21 protein-coding genes are annotated in these 22,230 nt (G+C 61.5%); 14 read left to right on the forward strand and 7 right to left on the reverse strand.

The window, feature by feature from the left end; translation table 11 throughout:
* Positions 1-11 precede the first annotated feature (11 nt).
* On the reverse strand, positions 12-1,544 hold the full coding sequence (locus Q8X51_RS21985) for an AhpA/YtjB family protein (RefSeq protein ID WP_027604913.1): 1,533 nt from the start codon (positions 1,542-1,544) through the stop codon (positions 12-14).
* A gap of 133 nt (positions 1,545-1,677) precedes the next feature.
* Here Q8X51_RS21985 and serB point away from each other — a divergent pair, with 133 nt between their 5' ends.
* A complete protein-coding gene (gene serB / locus Q8X51_RS21990; RefSeq protein WP_065925636.1) occupies positions 1,678-2,892 on the forward strand; it encodes a phosphoserine phosphatase SerB in 1,215 nt (404 codons plus the stop codon).
* 49 nt (positions 2,893-2,941) lie between these two features.
* Here serB and asd read toward each other — a convergent pair whose 3' ends face one another.
* The 3 genes from asd to Q8X51_RS22005 are packed head-to-tail and all read right to left on the reverse strand — an operon-like array spanning position 2,942 to position 6,228.
* Positions 2,942-3,802 (reverse strand): archaetidylserine decarboxylase, encoded by an 861-nt coding sequence (gene asd, locus Q8X51_RS21995; RefSeq protein WP_003171334.1) that lies wholly within the window; start codon positions 3,800-3,802, stop codon positions 2,942-2,944.
* Positions 3,803-3,818: 16 nt separating this feature from the next.
* A complete protein-coding gene (locus tag Q8X51_RS22000) occupies positions 3,819-4,634 on the reverse strand; it encodes a rhodanese-like domain-containing protein (RefSeq protein WP_065946609.1) in 816 nt (271 codons plus the stop codon).
* A 58-nt stretch (positions 4,635-4,692) separates the two neighbouring features.
* The gene (locus Q8X51_RS22005; protein ID WP_407693583.1) at positions 4,693-6,228 is read right to left on the reverse strand and encodes an HDOD domain-containing protein; all 1,536 of its coding nucleotides are present in this window, start codon (positions 6,226-6,228) and stop codon (positions 4,693-4,695) included.
* Between the two features lie 167 nt (positions 6,229-6,395).
* Between Q8X51_RS22005 and motA the strand changes: the two genes are divergently transcribed.
* The gene (motA, locus tag Q8X51_RS22010) at positions 6,396-7,247 is read left to right on the forward strand and encodes a flagellar motor stator protein MotA (protein ID WP_053139364.1); all 852 of its coding nucleotides are present in this window, start codon (positions 6,396-6,398) and stop codon (positions 7,245-7,247) included.
* Positions 7,248-7,250: 3 nt separating this feature from the next.
* Positions 7,251-8,267: a flagellar motor protein MotB gene (gene motB, locus Q8X51_RS22015; RefSeq protein ID WP_407693584.1), complete on the forward strand. Its 1,017-nt coding sequence runs from the start codon at positions 7,251-7,253 to the stop codon at positions 8,265-8,267.
* Between the two features lie 62 nt (positions 8,268-8,329).
* Here motB and Q8X51_RS22020 read toward each other — a convergent pair whose 3' ends face one another.
* Both Q8X51_RS22020 and rsgA read right to left on the reverse strand, forming a co-directional pair.
* Positions 8,330-8,725 carry a type II toxin-antitoxin system PemK/MazF family toxin gene (locus Q8X51_RS22020; protein WP_407693585.1) on the reverse strand — a complete coding sequence of 132 codons (396 nt, stop codon included), beginning with the start codon at positions 8,723-8,725 and terminating at the stop codon, positions 8,330-8,332.
* Between the two features lie 286 nt (positions 8,726-9,011).
* A complete protein-coding gene (gene rsgA, locus Q8X51_RS22025; protein ID WP_065925631.1) occupies positions 9,012-10,043 on the reverse strand; it encodes a small ribosomal subunit biogenesis GTPase RsgA in 1,032 nt (343 codons plus the stop codon).
* A 108-nt stretch (positions 10,044-10,151) separates the two neighbouring features.
* Between rsgA and orn the strand changes: the two genes are divergently transcribed.
* Positions 10,152-10,694 carry an oligoribonuclease gene (orn, locus tag Q8X51_RS22030; protein WP_010213620.1) on the forward strand — a complete coding sequence of 181 codons (543 nt, stop codon included), beginning with the start codon at positions 10,152-10,154 and terminating at the stop codon, positions 10,692-10,694.
* A gap of 172 nt (positions 10,695-10,866) precedes the next feature.
* Positions 10,867-11,484 carry a trimeric intracellular cation channel family protein gene (locus Q8X51_RS22035; protein WP_175403002.1) on the forward strand — a complete coding sequence of 206 codons (618 nt, stop codon included), beginning with the start codon at positions 10,867-10,869 and terminating at the stop codon, positions 11,482-11,484.
* Here the strand turns inward: Q8X51_RS22035 and queG are convergent.
* Positions 11,481-12,545, reverse strand: a complete 1,065-nt coding sequence (gene queG, locus Q8X51_RS22040; RefSeq protein ID WP_065946607.1) for a tRNA epoxyqueuosine(34) reductase QueG — start codon at positions 12,543-12,545, stop codon at positions 11,481-11,483. The two genes, Q8X51_RS22035 and queG, sit on opposite strands and share 4 nt — an antisense overlap.
* A gap of 63 nt (positions 12,546-12,608) precedes the next feature.
* On the opposite strand from queG, the gene Q8X51_RS22045 reads away from it, so the two are divergent.
* The 9 genes from Q8X51_RS22045 (at position 12,609) to hflC (ending at position 22,055) form a co-directional block, all read left to right on the forward strand.
* Positions 12,609-13,469, forward strand: coding sequence for an NAD(P)H-hydrate dehydratase (locus Q8X51_RS22045; protein ID WP_065925629.1), 861 nt, complete (start codon positions 12,609-12,611; stop codon positions 13,467-13,469).
* A complete protein-coding gene (gene tsaE, locus Q8X51_RS22050) occupies positions 13,457-13,927 on the forward strand; it encodes a tRNA (adenosine(37)-N6)-threonylcarbamoyltransferase complex ATPase subunit type 1 TsaE (RefSeq protein WP_407693586.1) in 471 nt (156 codons plus the stop codon). Before Q8X51_RS22045 ends, tsaE begins: the two co-directional genes overlap by 13 nt.
* Positions 13,928-13,942: 15 nt before the next feature.
* A complete protein-coding gene (locus tag Q8X51_RS22055; protein ID WP_027604902.1) occupies positions 13,943-15,364 on the forward strand; it encodes an N-acetylmuramoyl-L-alanine amidase in 1,422 nt (473 codons plus the stop codon).
* A complete protein-coding gene (gene mutL, locus Q8X51_RS22060; protein ID WP_065925627.1) occupies positions 15,364-17,277 on the forward strand; it encodes a DNA mismatch repair endonuclease MutL in 1,914 nt (637 codons plus the stop codon). Before Q8X51_RS22055 ends, mutL begins: the two co-directional genes overlap by 1 nt.
* Entirely contained in the window at positions 17,277-18,248 is a 972-nt protein-coding gene (miaA, locus tag Q8X51_RS22065) for a tRNA (adenosine(37)-N6)-dimethylallyltransferase MiaA (protein ID WP_074848585.1), read from the forward strand. The genes mutL and miaA overlap by 1 nt, the downstream gene beginning before the upstream one ends.
* A 94-nt stretch (positions 18,249-18,342) precedes the next feature.
* Positions 18,343-18,603 (forward strand): RNA chaperone Hfq, encoded by a 261-nt coding sequence (gene hfq, locus Q8X51_RS22070; RefSeq protein WP_003171355.1) that lies wholly within the window; start codon positions 18,343-18,345, stop codon positions 18,601-18,603.
* 12 nt (positions 18,604-18,615) lie between these two features.
* A complete protein-coding gene (gene hflX / locus Q8X51_RS22075) occupies positions 18,616-19,917 on the forward strand; it encodes a ribosome rescue GTPase HflX (protein ID WP_027604899.1) in 1,302 nt (433 codons plus the stop codon).
* 96 nt (positions 19,918-20,013) lie between these two features.
* Positions 20,014-21,189, forward strand: a complete 1,176-nt coding sequence (gene hflK / locus Q8X51_RS22080) for an FtsH protease activity modulator HflK (protein WP_065925625.1) — start codon at positions 20,014-20,016, stop codon at positions 21,187-21,189.
* A complete protein-coding gene (gene hflC / locus Q8X51_RS22085; protein WP_010213607.1) occupies positions 21,189-22,055 on the forward strand; it encodes a protease modulator HflC in 867 nt (288 codons plus the stop codon). The genes hflK and hflC overlap by 1 nt, the downstream gene beginning before the upstream one ends.
* Positions 22,056-22,230: the final 175 nt, after the last annotated feature.

Below are 22,230 nucleotides of genomic sequence, written 5' to 3' on the forward strand. Positions count from 1 at the left end.
CCCACATTACTTCAGGGCTTGGAGCGGGTCTCATGCATCCGTGCCAACTGCCGCTCCAGCATCGATGGATACGGCTCCATCAACCGCTCCACGCAGCTTGCCCCCTCAGGGCTGGCAATCGGGCGGATACGCGCGCGCTGGCGGATCAGCGTGTCTTCACTGATCTTGCGCTCCACCAGCAGCAGGTTGCGGCTGTGTTGGGACAAGGCCAGTGCGTCCTGGGCGTTTTCAGTCAGCAGCAGGTCGATCTGGCTCATGCCGAACAGGTCGTCGCCCACGGTGAGGCCCAGTTGCAGTTGCAGGGTGATCCCGCTGTCGGCGACTTCGATCTGCAATTCATGGCCCAGGGCGCGCAGCAACTCACCGCAGCAAATCGCATTGGTCAGGTAATCTTCGCCGCTGTCTTCGCTGTGGAACAGCATCAGCGTGCTGCCGTCGTTCAGGGTGTGCAGTTCGCTCTGGTACAGCGAGGCGGCCTGGTCGAGGCAGTCGCGGTAGCGCTCCAGCAGTTCGGTCAGGCGTGCGCGGGGCAGGCGACGCAATTGGTCCTGGGCACCCAATTGCACGGCGAGCACAGCGCTGTACTGCGGCTCGCTGCTGCGTACCGGCGCCGCCTTGGGGGCGATTGCGGGGCTGTCGGCTGACGTATCGCGCAGGTCGGCGAAGGGGTCTTCATCGTCCAGCTCGTCTTCTTCGGCCTTGAAGGCATGGCGCGGTGCCGGCTTGAGGCCCGCCACCGGCGGACGCTCGTCGAAGCCCGGGTCACGCAGGTTGCGCACTTCGAACTCGGGCTCTTCGTCGTAATCGGTGTCGTCGTATTCAGGCTCTGGCTCGACCTCGGGCACCACCGGTTCCGGGGCGAAGCTGGCGTGCAGCTGGCGGGCAAGGTCGCCGATTTCATCCTGGCGGTCGGTTGCCGGGGTGTGCTCGTCGATGTCCCGCAGCCAGATGCGCAGTTGCATGAGCGGCGTGGAGATATGCCGCCCCAGGCGCAGGCTCAGGGCCAGGGCCAATGCCAGCAGGATGGCGCTGAGGATGCCCATGCTTTGCAGGCTGATGGTCATCGGCTGCTGGAACTGCTGCATGTCGAGGCTGATACGCAGTTGGCCGGCCTTCACATCCTGAAACGTGATATTGCTCTGGTACAGGCCTTCGGCTTCGCCCAACAGGCCGTTTTTCGGGCGCTGCCCGGCTTCGGCCATGATGCGGTTGTCCACGCTGTAGATGGCAGCATGGGCCACCAGCGGGTTCTTGGTCAGGTTGTTGAGCAGCACGTTGAGGCTGAGGATGTCGTTGGACACCAGCAGCTCAGTCGCCGAAGTGGCGGTCTGCGTGGTCAGGCTCTCGCCCAGGGCGTCGGCCTGCTCGTGCATGGCCTGCTTGAATTGCAAACCCATCACGCAGGCGTAGATCACCAGGGCCAATGCGACCAGGATCACGTTATGGCTGGCGATGCGTAATGCGATCGGTACACGGCGGTGGCGCAGTGCCCGGAAGATCAGCAGGAAGAAGTTGTCGGTTTTTACTGGCGTGGGCCGGTTCACTTGAGCTCGGCTCTTGGTCCGTGAAGTTGACGCGCAGTATAGCGACAGGCCCAAGACCGGCAAAGCGCTGGCTGTGCCCGATGGTCACTGAAAGTGGGTAGAATGCGGTTTTTTTCCAGCCTGGGGGTGCGCCTTGCGCGAAATTGTCCTGATTAACATCACTGGTGAAGACCGCCCAGGTCTTACCGCAGCCATTACCGGCGTTCTGGCCCAGGGTGGTGTGAACATTCTCGACATCGGCCAGGCGGTGATCCACGACACGCTGTCGTTCGGCATCCTGGTGGAAATCCCCAGCACCGAGCAGGCCTCATCGGTGCTCAAGGACATCCTGTTTACGGCGTATAAGCTCGATCAGCAGGTGCGTTTCACCCCGGTGTCCGAAGCGGATTACCAGCAGTGGGTGGCCGGCCAGGGCAAGAAGCGCCATATCGTGACGCTGCTGACCCGCAAGGTCACCGCCGAACAGCTGCAGCGCGTCAGCTCTATTACCGCGCAGTATGGTTTGAACATCGACCATATCGACCGTCTGTCGGGGCGCATGCCATTGGACACCCCGGCCGACAAGGGCAAGGGCTGCATCGAGTTCTCCGTGCGCGGTGAGCCTGCCGACCCGCAAGCCCTGCGCGCCGAATTCCTCAGCGTGGCCCAGGAGCTGAATGTCGATATCGCCTTCCAGGAAGACTCTCTCTTCCGTCGCAATCGCCGCCTGGCGGTGTTCGACATGGACTCCACGCTGATCGAAGCCGAAGTTATCGACGAGTTGGCCAAGGCGGCCGGCGTGGGTGAGCAGGTTTCCGAAATCACCGAGCGCGCCATGGCCGGGGAATTGGATTTCCGCGCCAGCTTCAAGGAGCGCCTGGCTTTGCTCAAGGGCCTGGACGTGAACGTGCTGGACTCCATCGGCGCGTCGCTGCGCCTGACCGAAGGCGCCGAAACCCTGTTTGCCGAACTCAAGCGCCTGGGCTACAAGACGGCAATCCTGTCGGGTGGCTTCACCTACTTCGCCAAGCAATTGCAGGCCAAGCTGGGCATCGACTATGTGTTCGCCAACGAATTGGAAGTGGTGGATGGCAAAGTGACCGGCGTCGCGGTCGAGCCGATTGTCGATGCGCAGCGCAAGGCGGACCTGCTGAAGGAATTGGCCCACAAGGAAGGTTTGCGTCTGGAGCAGACCATTGCGGTCGGTGACGGCGCCAACGACCTGCCGATGCTGGCAATTGCCGGTTTGGGTGTGGCATTCCGCGCCAAGCCATTGGTCAAGCAATCGGCCAAGCAGGCGATTTCTACCCTGGGGTTGGATGGCGTGCTGTATCTGCTGGGTTTTCGCGACCGCGACGGTCAGTTGTAACTGACTAAATGTGGGAGGGGGCAAACCCCCTCCCACATTGGGTTCGGCGTCAGGCTTTAGGTAAGGCGATGCCTTGGCCCATCTGCACCGGCGAACCCGCCACCAGTTCTTCAGCCCACTTCACCTGATCCGGCCCGAACAGCACGATCGCAGTGGAGCCCAACTTGAAGCGACCCAGTTCCGCACCCTTCTCCAGGTGAATCGGCGCGCGGGCAGCTTCGTCATAGCGGAAGGTTTTCAGCTCGCGCTTCGGCGGAGTCACCAGGCCGGCCCATACGGTTTCAATTGACGCCACAATCATCGCACCGACCAATACCACGGCCATCGGGCCGCGTTCGGTGTCGAACAGGCAGACAACACGCTCGTTACGCGCGAACAACTCCGGCACGTTTTCGGCGGTGGTCTGGTTCACCGAGAAAATCCGCCCAGGCACGTAGACCATTTCACGCAGGGTGCCGGCCAGTGGCATATGCACCCGGTGGTAGTCCTTCGGCGACAGGTAGATGGTGGCGAAATCGCCGCCCATGAACGGCGCAGCGACCGCTGCATCGCCGCCCAACAGTTCCAGCACGCTGAAGCTGTGGCCTTTGGCCTGGAACACACGACCGTGCTCGATGGGGCCAAGCTGGCTGACTGCGCCATCGGCTGGGCTCAATACTGCGCCAGGGGTCTGGTCCAGTGGGCGAGCACCGTCTTTCAGGGCGCGGGTGAAGAAGGCGTTGAAGTGCTCGTAAGCGGTCACGTCTTCTACCAGGGCCTGGGACATGTCCACTTGATAGCGCTTGGCGAACCACGTGGTGAAGGCATTCTTGAACCAGCGCACGCGGCACTCGGCAATGCAGCCGGCCAACCGCGACAGCAGGTGGTGCGGCAGCAGGTACTGGCTGAGGATAAACAACTGCTTTTTCATTGACTGTCCTTAAACCTTAAATCTCGACGGGGGTGTCGGGGTGGTTGCCCCATTCGCCCCAGGAACCGGCATAACCTTTGACTCGCGGATAACCGAGCGCCTTGGCCACCAGGTAGGTGAAGCCAGAGCGATGATGAGTCTGGCAGTGGGTGATGATTTCTTTGTCTTTGGTCAGCCCGAGGTCTTCGAGGATCTGCGGCATGTCGCGGCGAATGCGCAGGTTGCGCGCCTTGTCCATGCCGGCAGTCCACTCGAAATTCACCGCGCCGGGGATGTGGCCGCCTTTGGCCGCGAGGACTTTCTCGCCGGAGTATTCCAGCGGGCCACGCGCATCCCAGATGCCCAGGTCGGCAGCCCCAAGACGGCTTTGCAGGTATTCGCGGGTGGCGGTGGGGCCATCGTGCAGCGTAAGACTGACCGGGCCGCCGGCCGGGACGGGCACGTCGGTGGAGAGCGGGTGCTTGCCCTCCAGCCACGCCAGCAGGCCGCCATCCAGGTAGTGGTATTTCTGGTGGCCGATCACATCGAGCATCCAGATGAAACGCCCGGCCCAGCCACCGCCTTCGTCGTCATAGACCACGTAGGTGGCGTCGGGCGTGTGGCCCAGTTCGCCGAACAGTTTCTCAAGCTCGGCCTTGCCGGGCAGCAGGCCGGGTGCCGGCGCCTGGCCCAGCTGGGTGCGCTTGGGGTCAACGAAATGCGCGCCGGGGATGTGCCCTTCGGCGTAGCGGGCGGCACTGGTGAGGTCCACCAGAATCAGGTGTTCGGCATCCAGTTGAGCGAGCAGGTCACTGGACTCGATCACCAGCGGCAAGCCAGAGAAGTCAGGCATGTGAGGTCTCCTGGGCACAAATGTTGGCGATTAAAGGACGGCGATTGTAGCGCAAGCATCAAGCGCTGCGGTTGGTAAAGCTGTGCAGGGCTTTCTCGATGCATTGGGCAGTTTTACCGAAGGCCTGCACGGTGGTTTCCGAGAACGGCCCGCCGCCCTGGTCGGCGATCATCACCATCACCACGCGCCCGTTGCAGCTCATGGACCGCAACAACAGGTGCTCGCCGGTGAACAGGCGGCGCAGGATCGGCGGCAGCAGTGCCGAGAACTGGGCGTGGTTTTCCGGTGTGAGGCGCACCTGGGCGGACTTTTCCAGCAGGCGCTGCAGCAGCGTGCTGTTGACCACATCCAGGCTCAGGTTGGCGGCGTCCTTCGGCAGGCCGTCGGCCTGATGCACACGCAAGGTGCTCAGGGCTCGATCGGCCATAAATAACAGGACGCGCTGCATGCCGCTGGCCACCAGGGCTTCCTTGGCGCACGTGGTCAAATGCATGGCGTTGGCAAAACGGCTCGGCTCCACCAGCAGTTCGGTACAACGCTTGCGCCAGACGGCCAGGGCTTCGGCGGTGGGCGGTGGTGCCGGTAACAGGCCGCGATGAATCTTGTGTACATGCCACGGCCAGATCAGCGACAGCGCCGGGTGCCAGAGATCGGGCATCAAGGTGTCGCGGGCACTGGTGACGGCTTGCTGGTGGACCTGTTGCTGCACTTCGCCCAGGGGCTGTTGCAGGTACAACGCGGTGAGGTATTGCCAGCGCTGGGTGTGCGGGCAGGTCCAGGACTCCTGGGCCGACATCGCCAGGCCGTTGGCCAGCAGTACCGTATTGGCCGGCTGATTCAACCAGCGGCGCAGGTTGGGATCGGCGTCGAGCAATTGCTGGTGACGAAGAGGGTCGTCTTCGCGGGCGATGTGCAGGGCCTTGACCAGCAAGCGCTGCTCGGTCCGCAGCAAGGTATACCCCTGGGACACCCAGATTGGCAGGTGCCAGGTCTCGGTCAGGCCGAGGCACAGGTCCAGCAGGCGCACGCCGAACAATGCCTGTTCGACCTTGCGTGCCGACTCGCCCTTGTGGATGACCCGCAGTTCCCATTCTTCCAGGAGCTTGGGGTAGGCAACGGCCATCGGCCACAGCGGTGAAAGAAACAGCAGGCTGCCCCAATGAATGTCCTGCCACAGCCGCGCCAGGCGACTGCCGAACAATCCATTGGCTTGTTGCGAGGCGTGCTGGCTGACCAGCAGCAACTGGCGCAGCGCTACGGGAATTTCATGGGCCGGCACTGACGGCAGGCGTGCCAGCAGTTCCTCGGCGCGTTTGAGGCCCAGGCGGTTAAGCGCCACTTCGAGGTTTTCCGCCGGCGCCGTCAGGCTGCCATGGGTGTGGCTGTTGGCCTCGCGCATGACGCTGAGTACGAGGGCCGGGCTGTTTTGCATCAGCTCGGCAATATCTCGCAACGAACTGCGGCTATCGCGGATGGCTTTGCACACGCGGTCATGGCTGGCCTGTGGAACAGGCAGCAGCACTTCGTCCAGGCGCTTGATCCAAGCGGCTAGAGAAGCAGGTTTTGCAGTTGGGACTGTCGTTTCATTAGCCATGATTGGGGCGCGATCATCACTTGCGGTCAACACACCCGGAGCGGGCCGAACTGGCTTTTCGCCTTAACGGGCTATAGTCTGGCGCAGTTTTGCCGATAAGTAGAACAAGAGTTTTCCAGTTCCCCCAAATATGTCCATGAACCCGACGGCGCAAGTACTCATCTCCTATGGCTAAAATTATCGGCATTATCGTCGTCTTCGCGAGCGTGCTCGGCGGCTACGTCCTGTCCCACGGTAAAATTGCGGCACTGATCCAGCCTTTCGAGGTGATGATTATCGGTGGTGCGGCACTGGGTGCCTTCCTGCAGGCGAACCCCGGCTACATGACCATGCACGTGATCAAGAAGTCGCTGGGCATGTTCGGTTCGCGTTTCACCCACACGTTCTATCTGGAAGTGTTGGGCCTGGTTTACGAGATCCTCAACAAGAGCCGCCGCGAAGGCATGATGGCCATCGAGGCCGACATCGAGGACGCCGCGGCCAGCCCGATTTTCGCCAAGTACCCGGCCGTGCTCAAAGATGAGCGCATGACCGCCTACATCTGTGACTACCTGCGCATCATGTCCTCCGGCAACATGGCTCCCCATGAGCTTGAGGGCCTGTTCGACATGGAATTGTTCAGCCTCAAGGAAGAATTGGAGCATCCTTCCCATGCCGTGACCGGTGTAGCCGACGGCATGCCCGGCTTCGGTATCGTCGCGGCGGTACTGGGTATCGTGGTAACCATGGCTTCCCTGGGGGAAGGTGACCAGGCGGCTATCGGCATGCACGTAGGTGCGGCGCTGGTGGGTACCTTCTTCGGTATTCTCGCGGCCTACGGCTTCTTCGGCCCGCTGGCGACCTCCCTGGCCCACGATGCCAAGGAAGAAATCAACCTGTACGAATCGATCAAGGCCAGCCTGGTGGCGTCCGCTTCCGGCATGCCGCCTTCGTTGGCGGTGGAGTTCGGTCGCAAGGTGCTGTACCCGAAGCATCGCCCAAGCTTCGCCGAGCTGGAACAAGCGGTTCGCGGTCGCTAAGCCATGGAAAACAACCAGCCGATAATCATCAAGCGCGTCAAGCGCTTCGCTGCGGGGCACCATGGCGGCGCCTGGAAAATCGCTTTCGCCGACTTTGCCACGGCGATGATGGCGTTCTTCCTGGTGCTGTGGCTGATGTCCACCGCCACGCCCGAACAGAAGATCGCCATTGCCGGCTACTTCAAAGACCCGATTGGCTTCTCGGAAAGCGGCACGCCCTTTGTGATCGACCTGGGCGGTTCGCCGCAATTGGCGCCTGAGCGCACCATCAACCCGGAAGTCAAGACCGAAGCACCGCAGGAAAAAATCCCGATCGAGCGCGATACCGTCGAAGCCATGGCCGAGCAGGTCGAGCAGGAACGTCTTGAGCTGTTGCTGCAAGAGTTGCAGAACAAGGTGGAGGAAAACCCGCAACTGCTGAAGTTCAAGGATCAGATTTCGTTCGAGATCACCCCGGATGGCTTGCGTATCCAGATCACCGACGCCGCCAACCGGCCGATGTTCGACTCTGGCAGCGCACGCTTGAAACCGTACTTTGAAGACATCCTGCTGGCCATGGCCGACACTATCAAGGCGGTGCCGAACAAGATCAGCATCAGCGGCCACACCGACGCCAAGCCTTACGCGGGCCAGGGTGACTTCGGCAATTGGGAGCTTTCCGCCAACCGTGCCAACGCCGCGCGTCGTGCGCTGGTGGCCGGCAGCTATCCCGACCCGCAAGTGGCGCGGGTGGTGGGGTTTGCGTCCTCGCAACTGTTTGATGCGAAGGATCCGTTCAACCCGATCAACCGCCGCATCGATATCGTGGTGCTGACCAAAAAGGCCCAGCGTGCGATTGAAGGCGATCAGCCGCCACCACAACCGACCCCGGGAGCAGGTGCGCCGGGTGAAGTGCCGGCCGCCCCACATGCCATCCCGCCCGGCCAGGAGCCATTGCCGGCCCATGAGCTGCGGCAGAAGCTGAACCTGTTTGATGATGGCGGCGTGAAAGACCCTACGGCGCCGGCGACGGGGTCCTAAGCCATATACAGCGTGTCTACCAATGAAAACGCCCCGACTGATCGGGGCGTTTTCATTTCTACTCAGAGTGGTAGATAGGCCTTGACCCCGCTGATCACGCCTTGCATGTCGTCGGTGCCCAAGCGTGGCACGAAGTATTCTCGTCCTTTGGATCGGATCTTTCTATGCAGCTTGTCGAGGCGCTCGAAGCTGACGGTATAAATCATGTCGCACTTCACCCACAGCTCTTTGTAGCCATCGGATTGAAGTGGATTTGTACGAAGCAGGTGATGCCAGTCGTACTGGATCTCCGGCGCGGTAGAGGCGATCGGTACAACGGTACAGAGTTTGCGCTTGTGGGTGGCTGTAGGGGATATCACCACCACCTTGCGGATCTTGAGCATCTCCGGGGCCACAAAGCCGCGGGTGAAGTCACAAAGCAGCACATCGCCTTGTTTGGGATGATAGTAGAGAGTCAATCGTCAATTCCCCACAAAAAGCAAAGCCGCCCGAAGGCGGCTTCATTCGACACGCAGTGGAGCTTGCATCGCCCCTTCTGCGCCGCTGGATCAACCCCGAAAAGGATCCAGACTCCTGCCAGCCTGCGCTGGTGACGGAGCGATTATGGGCATCAGGAATGTCGAATTCAAGCTGGCTTGCGTCGGTGAGCCACCCAGTTGTGCCGAATTCTTGATGCCAGCTCCCGCTAAATCAATGGAGCAGGGTGCTTTACGTCTCCATTTATATGTATCAGGAAATGCCTGCTCAATAACTGCTTTCCGGCAAGCTCGCAATAATCGACCGATAGCTGTTCATCCGCTGCTGCTGCACGCGGCCGTCTTCCAGGGCCTTGAGCAGGGCGCAGCCCGGCTCGCGATCGTGTTTGCAATCGCGGAAGCGGCAGGTGCCGATCAGGTCGTTGAATTCGATAAAGCCAGCTTCCACGTCGCTGCGGCTGACGTGGCCGAGGCCGAATTCACGGATGCCCGGGGAGTCGATCAACTCACCGCCGCCCGGGAAGTGGAACAGCCGCGCCGTGGTAGTGGTGTGGGTGCCCTGGCCGGACAGCTCCGACAGCGGGCCCACGCGGGTATCGACTTCCGGCAGCAGGCTATTGACCAGCGAGGATTTGCCCACGCCCGACTGGCCGACAAAGACGCTGATACGTCCGTCCAACTGCTGTTGCAGCTGTTCCATGCCATTGCCGTGATGGGCCGAGACTTCCAGCACCGGGTAGCCCAGGGTGCGGTAGACCGCCAGCAGCGCGTTGAGCGCGGGGGCATTCTGCTCGTCGATCAGGTCGAATTTGTTCAGCAGCAACAACGGGCGAATGCCGGCATGCTCGGCTGCCACCAGGTAGCGGTCGATCAGGTTGGCATGGGGCTCGGGCAGTGGTGCAAACACGATCACGATCATGTCGACGTTGGCCGCTACCGGCTTGAGCTGGCCACGGCTGTCGGGGCGGCGCAGTTCGGTGCTGCGCGGCAGTTGGGCGACGATCACGCCGATGCCCTGGTTGCCGGCGCGCCATACCACCTTGTCGCCGGTGACCAGCGCAGGCAGGTTGGCGCGCAAGTGGCAGCGGAACACCAGGCCCGCGAGTTCGCCTTCCAGCGCCTCGACTTCGACCTGCACACCGAAGTGCGCAATTACCAGGCCCGTCTGTTCGGGGCCCAGGTCGCCGCCCTCGAGCGCTTCCACGGCGGAGGATTCACGTTTGGCGGCGCGGGCGGCGCGTTCACCTTGAATCTTTTCGATGCGCCAGTTTTGGCGACGATTGAGCTGGCGTTTGGCCATTGGTGTTCCGTGTCGATAATGCAAAGGTTGGGTAAAACGGTCGCGAGTCTAGCACGGCCCCGCCTGCTAAACTGCGCAGCTACGCCAAGGTGCCAAGAGAATCAAGCCATGCAAAACCCACAGAACCTGATTTGGATCGATCTGGAAATGACCGGTCTGAACCCTGACACCGACGTCATCATCGAGATGGCGACCATTGTCACCGACAGCAACCTCAACACCTTGGCCGAAGGTCCGGTGATCGCCATCCACCACAGCGACGCCGTGCTTGCCACCATGGACGAGTGGAACACCCGCACCCACGGCAACTCCGGCCTGACCCAGCGTGTGCGTGACAGCCGCATCAGCATGGCCGAAGCCGAAGCCGAAACCATTGCCTTCCTGGAGAAGTGGGTGCCCAAGGGCAAGTCGCCGATCTGCGGCAACAGCATCTGTCAGGACCGTCGCTTCCTTTATACCCATATGAAAGCGCTGGAAAGCTACTTCCACTACCGCAACCTGGATGTGTCCACGCTCAAGGAACTGGCTGCGCGCTGGGCGCCGGAGGTCAAGGACAGCTTCCATAAAGGCAGCACGCACTTGGCGCTGGATGATATTCGCGAGTCGATCGCCGAGCTGCAGCATTACCGCAAGCATTTCATCAAGGCTTGAAACGGTTTCTTACCGTGTCCGGGCTTCCTGTGGTGAGCGGGCTTGCCCCGCGCTGGGCTGCGTAGCGGCCCCACTGCCGTTGCCGCATTTCTCCCTATAGATATCATCGCCAAGTATTTGGGGCTGCTGCGCAGCCCAGCGCGGGGCAAGCCCGCTCACTACAAGGATCGCCATCATGCTGCTGATGCTCTACCTCATCGCCATCACCGCCGAAGCCATGACCGGCGCGTTGTCCGCCGGCCGGCGCGGCATGGACTGGTTTGGTGTGGTGCTGATCGCCTGCGTGACGGCGTTGGGCGGCGGCTCGGTACGTGATGTATTGCTCGGCCACTACCCGCTGACGTGGGTCAAGCATCCGGAATACCTGGTGCTGACCTCCATCGCGGCGCTGGTGACGATCTTTATCGCACCCTTGATGCGTCGCCTGCGCTCGCTGTTCCTCGCGCTGGATGCCGTGGGCCTGGTTGCTTTCACCTTGATCGGCTGCATGACCGCCCTGGAAATGGGCCACGGCATGCTGGTGGCCTCGGTCAGCGGGGTGATCACCGGCGTCTTCGGCGGCATTCTGCGGGATATCTTCTGCAACGACATTCCGCTGATCTTCCGCCGTGAACTGTACGCCAGCGTGTCATTCCTCGCCGCCTGGTTTTACCTGCTGTGCCTCTACCTGGAACTGCCCAGCGAGCAGGCGATTCTACTGACCCTGTTCAGCGGCTTTCTATTGCGCCTGCTGGCGATCCGGTTTCACTGGGAAATGCCCAAGTTCGTCTACAACGACGACGTGCACTAGCGCGATGCGTGCTGGTTCAGCGCCCATTCCACATGCTCGCGCACCAGCTCCGACGGGTAATCCCGGCGTGCCTTCAAGGCTTCCAGCACCGGAATGCTCGACGGCGCATTGCCCAGGCCCACCGCCAGGTTGCGCAGCCAGCGCTCGTAACCGGCACGGCGCAACGGTGAGCCTTCGGTACTGCTGAGGAATTTATCCTCATCCCACATGAACAGCTCCGCCAGTTCTGCGTTATCCAGGTTGTGCCGTGGCGTGAAATCGCTCTCGGCAGTGGGTCGCGCGAAACGATTCCACGGACAAACGATCTGACAGTCATCGCAGCCGAATACCCGATTGCCGATCAGCGGGCGCAGGTCTTCAGGGATGGCGCTCTTGAGTTCGATGGTCAGGTAGGAAATGCAGCGCCGGGCGTCCAGCACATAGGGGCCGACAAACGCGTTGGTGGGGCAGATATCCAGGCAGGCGGTGCAGCGGCCGCAGTGCTCCGTGGCGTGGGGTGGATCCACGGGCAGCGGCAAATCGACAAACAGTTCGCTGAGGAAGAAATAACTGCCGGCCTTGCGATTGAGCACCAGGGTGTTTTTACCGATCCAGCCAAGGCCGGCTTGTTCGGCAATGGCCTTTTCCAGCACGGGCGCGCTGTCGACAAAGGCGCGAAAGCCGAAAGGGCCGATCTGCGCCTGGATGCGGTCGGCCAACTGCTGCACGCGCTTGCGGATCAGCTTGTGGTAGTCGCGGCCCAGGGCATAGCGCGAGATGTAGGCTTTTTCCGGTTTTGCCAGCAGTTGCGCCATCTGCGTATCGCCGGGCAGGTAATCCATGCGCAGCGACACCACGCGCAGGGTACCCGGCACCAGTTCGTCCGGGTGCGAGCGTTTGCTGCCATGGGCGCCCATGTAGTCCATCTCGCCGTGGTAGCCCGCGTCGAGCCAGCGTTGCAGATGTTGTTCATGCTCGGCCAGGTCCAGGCCGCTGATGCCGACTTGTTGAAAGCCCAGCTCGCGGCCCCAGTCCTTGATCGATTGGGCGAGGGCGGGCAGATCGGAGGTAATAGCGGGCATGAGACACGGGAAACCACAGGTTAGATGCGTATAATTCTGCCAGACATCGGAGCTTGAAGACGCATGCCGCAGACAAAACACGAAATAACCGACGTTCAGCCTTTGTTGCACGGCCATTTGCCGCAACTGGCTGCGCGTTCCCCGGACGCCCATAAAGGCCAGTTCGGCCACCTGTTGATGATTGGCGGCGACCGGGGCTTTGGCGGTGCCGCGCTGTTGAGTGCCGAAAGTGCCCTGCGCAGTGGCGCGGGCATGGTGTCCCTGGCCACTCGACTTGAGCATGTGCCGGCCGCGCTGGCCCGTTTGCCGGAAGTCATGAGCGTCGGCGTGAGTTCGGCCAACCAGTTGATGGGCTTGCTGGAAAAAATCTCGGTAATCGTCATTGGCCCCGGCCTGGGCGAAGCCGCCTGGGGTAAAAGCCTGTTGTCTGTTGCAGCCAATGCACGGCAGCCGCAGGTCTGGGATGCCGATGCACTCAATCAACTGGCGACTGGCAGTGTGAGCCTGCCGGCCCATTGCGTGATCACTCCGCATCCTGGGGAGGCGGCGCGCTTGTTGGGTATTTCGACAGCCGAGGTTCAGGCCGATCGTCTTAAGGTGGCGCGCGCGTTGAGCCAGAAATTCAATGCAGTGGCTATCCTCAAGGGTGCTGGCAGTTTGATTGCCAGCCCGGACGGGCGCGTTTCACGCTGTGACCAAGGCCATCCGGCGATGGCGACGGCGGGCCTCGGTGACGTTTTGGCCGGCCTGGTAGGTGCGCTGCTGGCCCAGGGCATGCCGGCTTATGAAGCCAGCTGCCTGGCCGTCTGGTTGCACGCCACGGCAGGGGATCGCCAGGGCAGCTTTGGTCGCGGGCTGGCCGCCAGCGACCTGATACCCGCCATTCGTCAATTGCTGGAGGAACAGTCGCCGTGTCTGAAGTAATTCTTTTCCTGGCCGATGAAGACGCCACGGTGGCGTTAGGTCAGCGTATTGCCCAGGTCACGGCCGGGTCAGGGCTGATCTTTCTTGAAGGCGACCTGGGGGCGGGCAAGACCACGCTGTCCCGGGGGATCATTCGCGGGTTGGGCCACACCGGGGCGGTCAAGAGTCCCACGTTCACCCTGGTTGAACCCTACGAGATCGGCGCAGTGCGGGCTTTCCATTTCGACCTCTACCGCCTGGTGGATCCCGAAGAACTCGAATTCATGGGCATCCGTGATTACTTCGATGAAGCCGCGCTGTGCCTGATTGAGTGGCCAGATAAAGGCACAGGCTTTTTGCCAAAGCCGGACCTGACCATTACCATTACGCCGCATGATCACGGACGTCAGCTGAAGTTGTTGCCCCAGGGCGCGCGCGGTGAGTCGTGGTGCGCCGCTCTGGCTTTGGAATTCAAATAATTGGTGGGGTTAGGTATGCGCTTTCGCGCGTTGGTTGCTGTCGTAGGGGTGTTGCTTGCGGCAATGACTGTCAATGCTCTGGCTGCTTCACAGGTGAAGAGTGTTCGCCTGTGGCGAGCGCCGGATAACACGCGACTGGTGTTCGACCTGTCTGGCCCGGTCCAGCACAGTGTCTTTACCCTCACGGCGCCCGATCGCCTGGTGATCGACATCAATGGTGCGACCCTGGCCGCGCCGTTGAACGTGTCCACCGCCAACACGCCGATTACCGCCATGCGCTCGGCGCAGCGCACGCCGACCGACCTGCGGGTGGTAATCGACCTGAAAAAGGTCGTGACCCCGAAAAGCTTCTCCCTGGCGCCAAACGCCCAATACGGCAACCGGCTGGTGGTCGATCTGTTCGACAACGCCGCCGATGCCGCGCCGCCGCCGGCGCCAACCCCGGCCGTGGCGACAGTGCCGGCCGTACCGGTCAACCCGTCCCAACCCCAGGTCAAGCTGCCACCGCCGCCGCCAGCGCCGGCCGGCAAGCGCGACATTATCGTGGTGATCGATGCCGGCCACGGCGGTGAAGACCCGGGCGCCTCCGGTTCGCGCGGCCAGCATGAGAAAGACGTGGTGCTGGCCATCGCCCGTGAGCTGCAGCGCCAGGTCAACGGCATGAAAGGCTACCGCGCCGAACTGACCCGTACCGGCGACTACTTCATTCCGTTGCGCGGCCGTACCGAAATCGCCCGTAAGAAGGGCGCCGACCTGTTCGTCTCGATCCATGCGGACGCCGCGCCTTCGACGGCGGCCTTCGGTGCCTCGGTGTTTGCCCTGTCGGATCGCGGCGCCACGTCCGAGACCGCGCGCTGGCTGGCCGACAGTGAAAACCGATCCGACTTGATCGGCGGGGCCGGCAACGTGTCCCTCGATGACAAGGACAAGATGCTCGCCGGGGTACTGCTTGACCTGTCGATGACGGCCTCGCTGACCTCCAGCTTGAACGTCGGCCAGAAGGTGTTGAGCAACATCGGCCGGGTGACCTCGTTGCATAAGCAGCGCGTGGAGCAGGCCGGGTTCATGGTGTTGAAATCGCCGGACATCCCATCGATCCTGGTGGAAACCGGGTTTATCTCCAACGCCAACGAAGCCTCGAAGCTGGCCAGTGCCAGCCACCAGCAGGCCTTGGCGCGCTCCATCAGTGCTGGCGTGCGCCAGTTCTTCCAGCAGAACCCGCCGCCGGGCACCTACATTGCCTGGCTGCGCGACTCCGGCAAAATCGCCCAGGGCCCGCGCGACCATCGCGTGCAGCCCGGCGACACCGTGGCCATGCTGGCCGTGCGTTTCCAGGTCTCGGCCGCGTCCCTGCGCAGCGCCAACAACCTGAAGAGCGATGAGTTGAAAATCGGCCAGGTATTGACCATCCCCGGCACTGAATTGGCGGCACAGTAATGAGCGAATCAGTCTTGAACAGCGGGTCGCGCATTGAATTGCTCAGCCCGCGCCTCGCCAACCAGATTGCGGCGGGCGAGGTCGTTGAGCGGCCGGCATCGGTGATCAAGGAATTGCTGGAGAACAGCATCGACTCCGGCGCCCGACGCATCGATGTCGATGTGGAGCAGGGCGGCGTCAAGCTGCTGCGTGTCCGCGACGATGGCAGCGGGATCTCCTCCGATGACCTGCCGCTGGCCCTGGCCCGTCACGCCACCAGCAAGATCCGCGACCTGGAAGACCTGGAGCGGGTGATGAGCCTGGGCTTTCGCGGTGAGGCATTGGCTTCCATCAGTTCCGTGGCCCGTCTGACCCTGACGTCGCGCACCCGTGATGCCGAGCAAGCCTGGCAGGTGGAGACCGAAGGCCGCGACATGGCGCCTCGGGTCCAGCCGGCTGCCCACCCGGTGGGCACCTCTGTGGAAGTGCGCGACTTGTTCTTCAACACCCCGGCGCGGCGCAAATTCCTCAAGGCCGAAAAAACCGAATTCGATCACCTGCAAGAAGTCATCAAGCGCCTGGCCCTGGCGCGTTTCGATGTGGCGTTTCACCTGCGCCACAACGGCAAGACCATCCTCAGCCTGCACGAAGCCAACGACGACGCCGCGCGTGCTCGCCGTGTCGCGGCAGTGTGCGGTGCGGGGTTCCTGGAGCAGGCGCTGCCGATTGAAGTCGAACGCAATGGCCTGCGGCTGTGGGGTTGGGTCGGTTTGCCGACGTTTTCCCGAAGCCAGGCGGACTTGCAGTATTTCTTTGTAAATGGCCGGGCGGTACGCGACAAGCTGGTGGCCCACGCGGTGCGCCAGGCTTATCGCGATGTGTTGTTCAACGGTCGGCATCCGACCTTTGTGCTGTTTTTCGAGGTCGACCCTTCAGTGGTCGACGTCAATGTGCACCCGACCAAGCACGAAGTGCGCTTCCGTGACGGGCGCATGGTGCATGACTTCCTCTATGGCACCTTGCACCGTGCCCTGGGCGATGTGCGCCCGGATGACCAGTTGTCTGCGCCCATCGTGACGGCGGTGGTGCGGCCGAGCGGCCCCGAAGCGGGCGAGTTTGGCCCTCAGGGCGAAATGAGCCTGGCGGCAAACCTGCTGCAATCGCCGCAACCCCAGCCGAGCTATACGGCGCCGGGCTCTGGCTCGGGAGCGGGTTATCAGTACCAATACACACCGCGTCCGCAATCGGCCGTGCCGGTCGCCGAAGCGCAGGCTGCCTATCGTGAGTTCTTTGCGCCGCTGCCAGGTGCCGAGCCGGGCGCCGTGGCCTTGCCGGAAGGTGGCGGTGATATCCCACCCCTGGGCTACGCGTTGGCGCAGCTCAAGGGCATCTACATCCTCGCGGAAAATGCCCATGGCCTGGTGCTGGTGGACATGCATGCCGCTCACGAGCGGATCATGTACGAGCGCCTGAAGATCGCCATGGCCAGCGAAGGCCTGAGTGGCCAGCCGTTGCTGGTGCCGGAATCCCTGGCCGTCAGCCAGCGTGAGGCCGATTGCGCTGAAGAACATCATGGTGTGTTCCAGAAACTGGGCTTCGAGTTGCAGCGCCTGGGCCCTGAGACCCTGGCGATTCGCCAGATTCCCGCGCTGCTCAAGCAGGCCGAAGCCAACCGGCTGGTGGCCGATGTATTGGCTGACCTGATGGAGTACGGCACCAGTGACCGTATCCAGGCACACATCAACGAACTGCTCGGCACCATGGCCTGCCACGGCGCCATCCGCGCCAATCGCCGCCTGGCCTTGCCGGAAATGAACGGCCTGCTGCGCGACATGGAAAACACCGAACGCAGCGGCCAGTGCAACCATGGCCGTCCGACCTGGACCCAGATGGGCCTGGACGATCTGGACAAACTGTTCTTGCGCGGCCGTTGATGAGTGCCTTGCCCCCCGCAATCTTCCTGATGGGCCCCACGGCCGCCGGCAAGACCGACCTGGCCATCGAGCTCACCAAGGTGCTGCCGTGCGAGCTCATCAGTGTCGACTCAGCCCTGGTTTACCGGGACATGGACATCGGCACCGCCAAGCCTTCCAAAGCGCTGCTGGCGCAGCATCCGCACCGGTTGATCGACATCATCGACCCGGCCGAGAGCTATTCCGCAGCGGATTTCCGCACTGACGCCCTGGCCGCCATGGCGCAAATCACCGCGCGGGGCAACATCCCCTTGCTGGTGGGCGGCACGATGCTCTACTACAAGGCTTTGCAGGAAGGGCTGGCCGACATGCCGCCCGCCGATGCCCAGGTGCGCGCTGAACTCGAAGAAGAGGCTGCACGCCTTGGCTGGCAAGCCCTGCACGACCAGTTGGCAGTGGTTGATCCGGTATCTGCCGCGCGTATTCACCCCAATGATCCCCAGCGCCTCAGCCGCGCTCTGGAAGTCTGGCGGGTCAGCGGGCAGACCATGACTGAACTGCGGCTGAAACAAACTGCGCAAAGTGCTGATGCAGGCGCATCTGGACAGTCACAATTGCCCTATACTGTGGCGAATCTGGCCATCGCTCCGGCAAATCGCCAGGTGCTGCATGAACGAATTGCACAAAGATTCACAATTATGTTGGAACAGGGGTTTGTGGACGAGGTCGTAGCACTGCGGTCAAGAGGTGACCTGCATCCAGGGTTACCTTCGATACGTGCTGTAGGCTACCGCCAAGTCTGGGATCATCTGGATGGCAAGCTGACGTCAGCCGAAATGCAGGAGCGCGGCATCATTGCCACGCGCCAATTAGCGAAGCGCCAGTTCACCTGGCTGCGCAGCTGGAGCGATTTGCACTGGTTGGACAGCCTGGACAGCGACAATCTGTCACGCGCCTTGAAATACTTGGGAACGGTCTCCATATTGAGCTGAGTCCTTGCAATTGCCGTCTATCCTTGGGGGTGTGACGGCCATAAGCTATCTATTTTCCGATTTTTTATTATTGATCCTTAAAGGAGTGCGGCACATGTCAAAAGGGCATTCGCTACAAGACCCTTACTTGAATACTTTACGTAAAGAGAAAGTGGGGGTTTCCATCTATCTGGTCAACGGTATCAAGCTGCAAGGCACGATCGAGTCGTTCGACCAGTTCGTGATCCTGCTGAAAAACACCGTCAGCCAGATGGTCTACAAGCACGCTATCTCGACAGTGGTTCCAGTTCGTCCAATCCGTCTGCCTAGCGCCGCCGGTGATGATGCAGCTGACGCTGAGCCAGGTAACGCCTGATAGGAGTCTCCTTTGTTCTTTGAGCGCCACGGTGGTGGTGAGCGAGTCATCCTCGTTCACTTGGATGGACAGGACCCTGAGGCGCGCGAAGATCCGCAGGAGTTTCAGGAGTTGGCAAATTCGGCCGGCGCCGAGACCGTTGCGTTTTTTAACGTGCCGCGTCATCGGCCAACCGCCAAATTCCTGATTGGCAGCGGCAAGGTCGAGGAATTGCGCGACCTGGTCCATGCCGAAGAAGCCGATCTGGTGATCTTCAATCACACCCTCACGCCCAGTCAGGAACGTAACCTCGAACGTGTATTCGAGTGTCGCGTGATCGACCGCACCGGCCTGATTCTCGATATTTTCGCCCAGCGCGCCCGTACCCATGAGGGCAAGCTCCAGGTAGAACTGGCCCAGCTTGACCACATGAGCACCCGGCTGGTTCGCGGTTGGACTCACCTTGAGCGTCAGGGTGGCGGTATCGGCATGCGGGGCCCGGGTGAAACCCAGCTGGAAACCGACCGACGCCTGCTGCGGGTTCGCCTGCGTCAGATCAAGGGCCGACTGGAGAAGGTGCGCAGCCAGCGCGAGCAATCGCGACGTGGCCGTTCGCGTGCCGATATCCCTACCGTATCGCTGGTGGGCTACACCAACGCCGGCAAGTCCACGCTGTTCAACAACGTGACCAAATCGGACGTGTACGCGGCTGACCAACTGTTCGCTACCCTCGACCCGACCTTGCGCCGTCTGGATATTGACGACCTGGGGCCGATTGTCCTGGCCGACACCGTGGGTTTCATTCGGCACCTGCCCCACAAGCTGGTCGAGGCATTTCGGTCTACGCTCGAAGAGTCGAGCAATTCCGACCTGTTGTTGCACGTGATCGATGCGGCCGAACCGGATCGCATGTTGCAGATTGAACAGGTGATGGTCGTGCTGGGTGAGATTGGTGCCCAGGACTTGCCGATCCTCGAGGTCTATAACAAACTCGATTTGCTTGAAGGCGTTGAGCCACAAATCCAGCGCGACGAGAACGGCAAGCCCCAGCGGGTCTGGCTGTCGGCGCGCGATGGCAGTGGTTTGGAGCTGCTTGAACAAGCCATTGCCGAATTGCTCGGCAGCGATTTGTTCGTCGGCACCTTGCGCTTGCCTCAGCGTTTTGCTCGACTGCGTGCACAGTTTTTCGAGCTGGGCGCGGTACAGAAAGAAGAACACGACGAAGAAGGTGTCAGCTTGCTGGCCGTTCGATTGCCGCGCTCGGAGCTCAATCGGCTGGTCAGCCGTGAAGGCGTAGTACCGACAGAGTTCATCGAACAACACACTTTGCAATAAAAGCCTCAGAAAGCGGTTGTGCCGCAGTAGCAGGCATTCTGTAGCATTGGTCGGCGCGCCGTGGGTGCGTCTTTGCTTTATCAGATGGAGAGCGCTATGGCTTGGAATGAGCCGGGTGGCAACTCGAATAATCAGGATCCTTGGGGTGGTAAGCGCCGCAATAATGGCGACCGCAAGGGGCCACCAGATCTCGACGAGGCCTTCCGAAAGCTGCAGGAAAGCCTGAATGGGTTGTTCGGTGGTGGAAAAAAACGGGGTGGTGATGAAGGTGGTCGCACCAGCAAGGGCGGCGGCTACGGCCTGCTGGGCCTGGGTCTTGTCGTGCTGGCGGCCGTATGGCTGTACAGCGCCGTATACGTCGTGGACGAGCAGGAGCAAGCCGTGGTGCTGCGCTTCGGCAAGTACTACGAGACTGTCGGTCCTGGCCTGAATATCTATTTCCCGCCGATCGACAAGAAGTACATGGAGAACGTCACGCGTGAGCGTGCCTACACCAAGCAGGGCCAGATGCTGACCGAAGACGAGAATATCGTCGAAGTGCCGCTGACCGTGCAGTACAAGATCAGCAACCTGCAGGACTTCGTGCTGAATGTCGATCAGCCGGAAATCAGCCTGCAACACGCAACCGAAAGCGCCCTGCGCCACGTGGTGGGTTCCACCGCCATGGACCAGGTGCTGACCGAAGGCCGTGAACTGATGGCCAGCGAAATCAAGGAGCGCCTGCAACGGTTCCTCGATACCTATCGCACCGGTATCACCGTCACCCAGGTGAACGTACAGAGCGCAGCGGCACCGCGTGAAGTGCAGGAAGCGTTCGACGACGTGATCCGCGCCCGTGAAGACGAACAGCGTTCGCGCAACCAGGCTGAAACCTACGCCAACGGCGTCGTGCCGGAAGCCCGTGGCCAGGCCCAGCGTATCCTTGAGGATGCCAACGGTTACCGTGACGAAGTGGTCTCCCGTGCCAAGGGTGAAGCGGATCGCTTTACCAAGCTGGTCGCCGAGTATCGCAAGGCGCCTGAAGTGACGCGTGAGCGTCTGTACCTGGACACCATGCAGGAAGTCTTCAGCAATACCAGCAAGGTCCTCGTGACTGGCAGCAAGGGTGGGCAGAACAACCTGCTGTACCTGCCGCTGGACAAGATGATCGAAGGTGGTCGCAGCAGCTCCAGTGCACCGTCCACCGGTTCCAATGCCGCTGCCAATGAAGCGAGCGCCCGTGCGGCCGCTGACTTGCTGCAACAGCAAACACGTACCAGGGAGAGTCGTTGATGAGCAATAAATCGCTGACCGCCCTGATTGTGGGCGTCGTCGTGGTCATCGCTGCCTGGAACTGCTTCTACATCGTGGCTCAGACCGAGCGAGCGGTGCTGCTGCAATTCGGTCGCGTGGTCCAGGCGGATGTCCAGCCGGGCCTGCATGTGAAAGTCCCTTACGTCAACCAGGTGCGCAAGTTCGACGCCCGCCTGATGACCCTGGATGCACCGACACAGCGCTTCCTGACCCTGGAAAAGAAAGCCGTGATGGTTGACGCCTACGCCAAGTGGCGCGTCAAGGATGCCGAGCGCTTCTACACTGCGACCTCCGGCCTCAAGCAGATTGCCGACGAGCGTTTGTCGCGCCGTCTGGAGTCGGGCCTGCGTGACCAGTTTGGTAAGCGCACCCTGCACGAGGTGGTGTCCGGTGAACGTGATGCGCTGATGGCGGATATCACCCGTTCGTTGAATACGATGGCGGAAAAAGAACTGGGCATCGAAGTTGTCGATGTTCGGGTCAAGGCCATCGATTTGCCGAAGGAAGTGAACCGCAGCGTGTTCGAGCGCATGAGCACCGAGCGTGAGCGTGAGGCTCGTGAGCACCGTGCCAAGGGTAACGAGCTGGCTGAAGGTATCCGTGCGGATGCCGACCGTCAGCGCCGTGTACTGCTGGCAGAAGCCTATCGCGAGTCTGAAGAGGCCCGTGGTGATGGTGATGCTCAAGCCGCGGCGATCTACGCCAAGGCTTACGGACAGGACCAGGAGTTCTACGCGTTCTACCGTAGCCTGCGTGCCTACCGTGAAAGCTTCGCGAACAAAACCGACGTCATGGTGCTGGACCCAAGCAGCGACTTCTTCCGCTACCTGGAAAAGTCCAAGTAACCAGCCCGTGATTTTGTAGGGCGCACTCCGTCGGGCGGCTAAAACGCCTGGCGGGGTGATCCTTTCAGAAAACGGGTGTATGATGCGGCAGCCGGGAAATTCCCGGCTTTTTTGCGTCTGCATGTTTGATTCGGCAGGCGTGACAGGTTTTTCGAGGAAAGTGCCCGACGAGGCC

It is taken from the genome of Pseudomonas sp. Yb2C2, from assembly GCF_052112325.1.
In the GTDB taxonomy this organism is placed as follows: Bacteria; Pseudomonadota; Gammaproteobacteria; order Pseudomonadales; family Pseudomonadaceae; genus Aquipseudomonas; species Aquipseudomonas marginalis.